This is a genomic window from uncultured Intestinimonas sp., assembly GCF_944387725.1.
Taxonomy (GTDB): domain Bacteria; phylum Bacillota; class Clostridia; order Oscillospirales; family Oscillospiraceae; genus Intestinimonas.
Map to the genome: position 1 here is coordinate 1 of NZ_CALXGA010000108.1, position 3,539 is coordinate 3,539.

5 protein-coding genes are annotated in these 3,539 nt (G+C 63.3%); 1 reads left to right on the top strand and 4 read right to left on the bottom strand.

Annotation, left to right across the window (positions count from 1 at the left end):
- Positions 1-339 precede the first annotated feature (339 nt).
- Positions 340-729, top strand: coding sequence for a hypothetical protein (locus Q0K09_RS10565; protein WP_294476166.1), 390 nt, complete (start codon positions 340-342; stop codon positions 727-729).
- A gap of 83 nt (positions 730-812) precedes the next feature.
- Here Q0K09_RS10565 and Q0K09_RS10570 read toward each other — a convergent pair whose 3' ends face one another.
- The 4 genes from Q0K09_RS10570 to Q0K09_RS10585 form a co-directional block, all read right to left on the bottom strand.
- The gene (locus Q0K09_RS10570; RefSeq protein ID WP_294476170.1) at positions 813-2,096 is read right to left on the bottom strand and encodes an O-acetylhomoserine aminocarboxypropyltransferase/cysteine synthase family protein; all 1,284 of its coding nucleotides are present in this window, start codon (positions 2,094-2,096) and stop codon (positions 813-815) included.
- Positions 2,097-2,288: 192 nt separating this feature from the next.
- The gene (locus Q0K09_RS10895; protein WP_365932162.1) at positions 2,289-2,441 is read right to left on the bottom strand and encodes a diguanylate cyclase; all 153 of its coding nucleotides are present in this window, start codon (positions 2,439-2,441) and stop codon (positions 2,289-2,291) included.
- On the bottom strand, positions 2,381-2,704 hold the full coding sequence (locus tag Q0K09_RS10580) for a hypothetical protein (RefSeq protein ID WP_294476176.1): 324 nt from the start codon (positions 2,702-2,704) through the stop codon (positions 2,381-2,383). The genes Q0K09_RS10895 and Q0K09_RS10580 overlap by 61 nt, the downstream gene beginning before the upstream one ends.
- The gene (locus Q0K09_RS10585; protein ID WP_294476179.1) at positions 2,652-3,383 is read right to left on the bottom strand and encodes an ECF transporter S component; all 732 of its coding nucleotides are present in this window, start codon (positions 3,381-3,383) and stop codon (positions 2,652-2,654) included. Before Q0K09_RS10585 ends, Q0K09_RS10580 begins: the two co-directional genes overlap by 53 nt.
- Between the last annotated feature and the right edge of the window lie 156 nt (positions 3,384-3,539).

Here is a 3,539-nt window from a genome sequence, read left to right on the forward strand (position 1 = left end):
AGGAGGTAGAAATCTTCTACCGCTTTATCGGCAAGATTGATTGAATGACACCAATATCTTTAACTATGTGATACCGGCGCCTCCCGGCCCGACCTGGACAACCTCACCGCCCTGGCCCAGTGCTTCGCGGTCAGCCTGGACTACCTGATTCTGGGCCAGGAGGCCGCCGCCCCAGGGCCCACGCCCCAGGGGGAACCTAGCACCGCCTCGGAGCCCTATCTCCACCCCTTCTTCTTTGAATACCGGAGCCGCGCCGCCCTCTTCGGCCTCCCCCTGATCCACATCAAGCTTGCCCGGTGGGGGATCTGCCAGGCCAAGGGTATTCTGGCCATCGGAAACGTGGCCACCGGCGTGGTGGCCCTGGGCGCCATCGCTGTGGGTGCGGTGAGCCTGGGGGGCGTGAGTTTGGGGCTCCTGGCCTTGGGAGGGCTGGCGGCGGGCGGACTTCTGGCGGCAGGAGGTTTCGCCCTGAGCCTGGGACTGGCTCTGGGCGGCGGCGCGGTCAGCCTCTGCTATGCCCTGGGGGGCGGGGCCATTGCCGGGCAGATCGCCGCCGGCGGCGGAGCCGTCGCCCCCATCGCCATCGGGGACGGCGCCCTCGGACAGGTCACCTTCCCCGCCGATCTGACGGGCCTCCCCGGCAATGCTGAGCGCTTCCGGGAGGCCGTCCAGACCCTCTTTCCCCACACCCCCCGGTTTCTGGTGGAGCTCTTCGCCCGCTTCTTCTGAGGACTCTGCGGCGCAAAACAGTCCGCCCCATCCGTGGTCTTCCACGGTGGGGCGGACTGTCTGTCTGTTCTGTGTGGGAGCGCTCAGACCCGGTCCAGGGCCTGCTCCAGGTCGGCAAGGATATCCCGGGCGTCCTCAATGCCCACGGACAGCCGCACCAGGTCCGGGGAGACCCCGGCGGCCCGGAGCTCCTCGTCGTTCATTTGGCGGTGAGTGGTGGAGGCCGGGTGCAGCACGCAGGTCTTGGCGTCGGCCACATGGGTGGCGATGGAGCACAGCTCCAGGGCCGCCATGAACCGGGAGGCCGCCTCCCGTCCCCCCTTCACCCCGAAGGAGACCACACCGCAGGTGCCGTCGGGCATGTACTTCTGGGCCAAGGCGTGGCTGGGGCTGCTCTCCAGGTCCGGGTAATTCACCCATGCCACCTTGGGGTGGGCCTCCAGGAACCGGGCTGCGGCCAGAGCGTTCTCGCAGTGCTTGGCCACCCGCAGGGGGAGGGTCTCCAGGCCGACGTTCAGATAGTAGCTGTTCTGGGGGGCCGGCGTGGCCCCCAGGTCCCGCATGAGCTGAACTGTGGCCTTGGTGATGTAGGCCCCCGCCAGCCCAAACCGCTGGGTATAGACGAGGCCGTGGTAGCTCTCATCCGGGGTGGTGAGGCCGGGGAACTTCCCGGCGTGGGCCGTCCAGTCAAACCTTCCAGAGTCCACAATGGCCCCGCCCACGGCGTTGGCGTGGCCGTCCATGTACTTGGTGGTGGAGTGGGTGACGATATCCGCCCCCCACTGGAAGGGGCGGCAGTGGATGGGGGTGGGGAAGGTGTTGTCCACAATGAGGGGCACCCCGTGGGCGTGGGCGGCGTCGGCAAAGCGCTGGATGTCCAGCACCACCAGGGCGGGATTGGCCAGGGTCTCCCCGAAGACCGCCTTGGTGTTGGGCCGGAAGGCAGCCTCCAGCTCGGCGTCAGAGCAGTCCGGCTCCACGAAGGTAAACTCCACCCCCATGCGCTTCATGGTGACGGCGAAGAGGTTAAAGGTCCCCCCGTAGATGGTGGAGGAGGCCACCACATGGTCCCCGCAGCCGGCGATGTTGAAGACGGCTAAGAAGATGGCCGCCTGTCCCGAGGAGGTGAGCATGGCGGCTGAGCCCCCCTCCAGAGCGCAGATTTTGGCTGCCACAGCGTCGTTGGTGGGATTCTGGAGCCGGGTATAGAAATAGCCCGACGCCTCCAGGTCGAACAGGGCCCCCATGGCCTCCCCCGTGGCGTAGCGGAAGGTGGTAGACTGGACGATGGGGGGATTCCGGGGCTCCCCGTTGCCGGGCCGGTAGCCGGCGTGGAGGCAGTTGGTGCTGGGACGGTATTCGGGCATGGAGCATTCTTCCTTTCTCTGCAAATCGTGCGGCGGCGCCGTGCGCTTCAGCCGCCTTGCGGTTGATTTGGCAGACATTATCCTACACGTTTCCTGGGAAATTGTCAAGAGTTCCTGCAACCCCCTGCGGACCTGCGCTGGAAGACACAAGCCACATAGCAGGAATGGATTCCCGCACAGGAAGTCCTGTCCTCAGTCTTGGCCCGCCATTTCCCGCAAGACCTGGTCCCCGGCGGGATGGCCGAAGCGGTCGTTGATCTCCTTGAACCAGTCCAGGTCCAGCATCATGAAGTATCCCGCCGCCTCCCTGCGGGGATAGAGCTCCTCCAGCAGACGGCTGCACATCTGGAAAAAATCTTTCGGCTGAGGGCCCCGGTGAGGGCGTCCATCTTGGCCTCGTAGTTCAGATAGGTGGCATATCTCCGGTTGAACACCAGAAAGAGGACGACCAAGCTCATGAGGGAGATGATGCCGATCAAAAACTGAATCTGTAGGTGGAGCAGGTCGGAATAGGTGCTGTCCGACAGCTGGATGCCCTCCAGGTCCAGCACATAGTCAATGCGGTGGACGAAATAGACCGCCACCGCGCCGGCGGAGCAGAGCGTCACCAGGATCAACCGGGATCAGGGAGTAGTGGTGGTAGTGTTCTGCCAGCCGCATCTCCTGGACCACGTCCATCTGGTGCTGGAACTTCTGCCAGGCGGCCGATCTCTGGACCCGCCAGCACAGCAGACAGACCCCTATGGTCACCAAGTTGGTGGCCAGGCTGCTGGCGCTCCAGAAATCAGTAAAGACGTTCAGGGGCGAGTAGCCCGTCTCCGGGAAAAAGCACCACATGGCGCTGTAGACCAACAGGGAGTGAAGGGGACGCCCGAAAAAGGAGATTACACCAATCCAGAGGCCCTTATGCCGGGTCCGTTTGGCGGCCAGATACAGGAACCCCACCAGCAGGCCAAAGAGCACCCGGGTTCCCACGCTGAGCAGAAGGCTCTCCACCGGATGGCCGCTCAGGAGGGGGGAAAAGAGCTTGTCGGCGGGCATGACGTAGCTGGCTGATGCCTTCCACATGCTGGCCAGTCCGAAGGTGGTGCCCAGAATGGTAGACTCCGGGGGGCCCATCAGCACCCCCGCAAGCAGGACAGGGATATAGGCGAAGGTGATGGAGATGGGGGCAATGTGGACATAGCCCAAAAAGGAAAAGGACATCAGCAGCTCCATCGCGACCAGTATCCCCAGCCGATACCACCGGATGGTCTGTTTTCTGCCCCCTCTGTTCCGGTGATCCATACTATCTGCCCCTCCGATCCGTCCTTGGCGGCGGTGTGCCTCCCAGCTTGTCTATCAATGACTCATATTGAATATGATACTAGTATTTCATAAAGTTAGGAATTACAAGATAACAGGGTAAAGTTTTCTGAGCTTGCATCTGGCGTCAGAGGTGGA

Coding starts and splice junctions, on each gene's coding strand:
- Q0K09_RS10895 (WP_365932162.1), bottom strand. CDS start 2,441: ATGTGCAGCCGTCTGCTGGAGGAGCTCTATCCCCGCAGGGAGGCGGCG.
- Q0K09_RS10585 (WP_294476179.1), bottom strand. CDS start 3,383: ATGGATCACCGGAACAGAGGGGGCAGAAAACAGACCATCCGGTGGTAT.
- Q0K09_RS10570 (WP_294476170.1), bottom strand. CDS start 2,096: ATGCCCGAATACCGTCCCAGCACCAACTGCCTCCACGCCGGCTACCGG.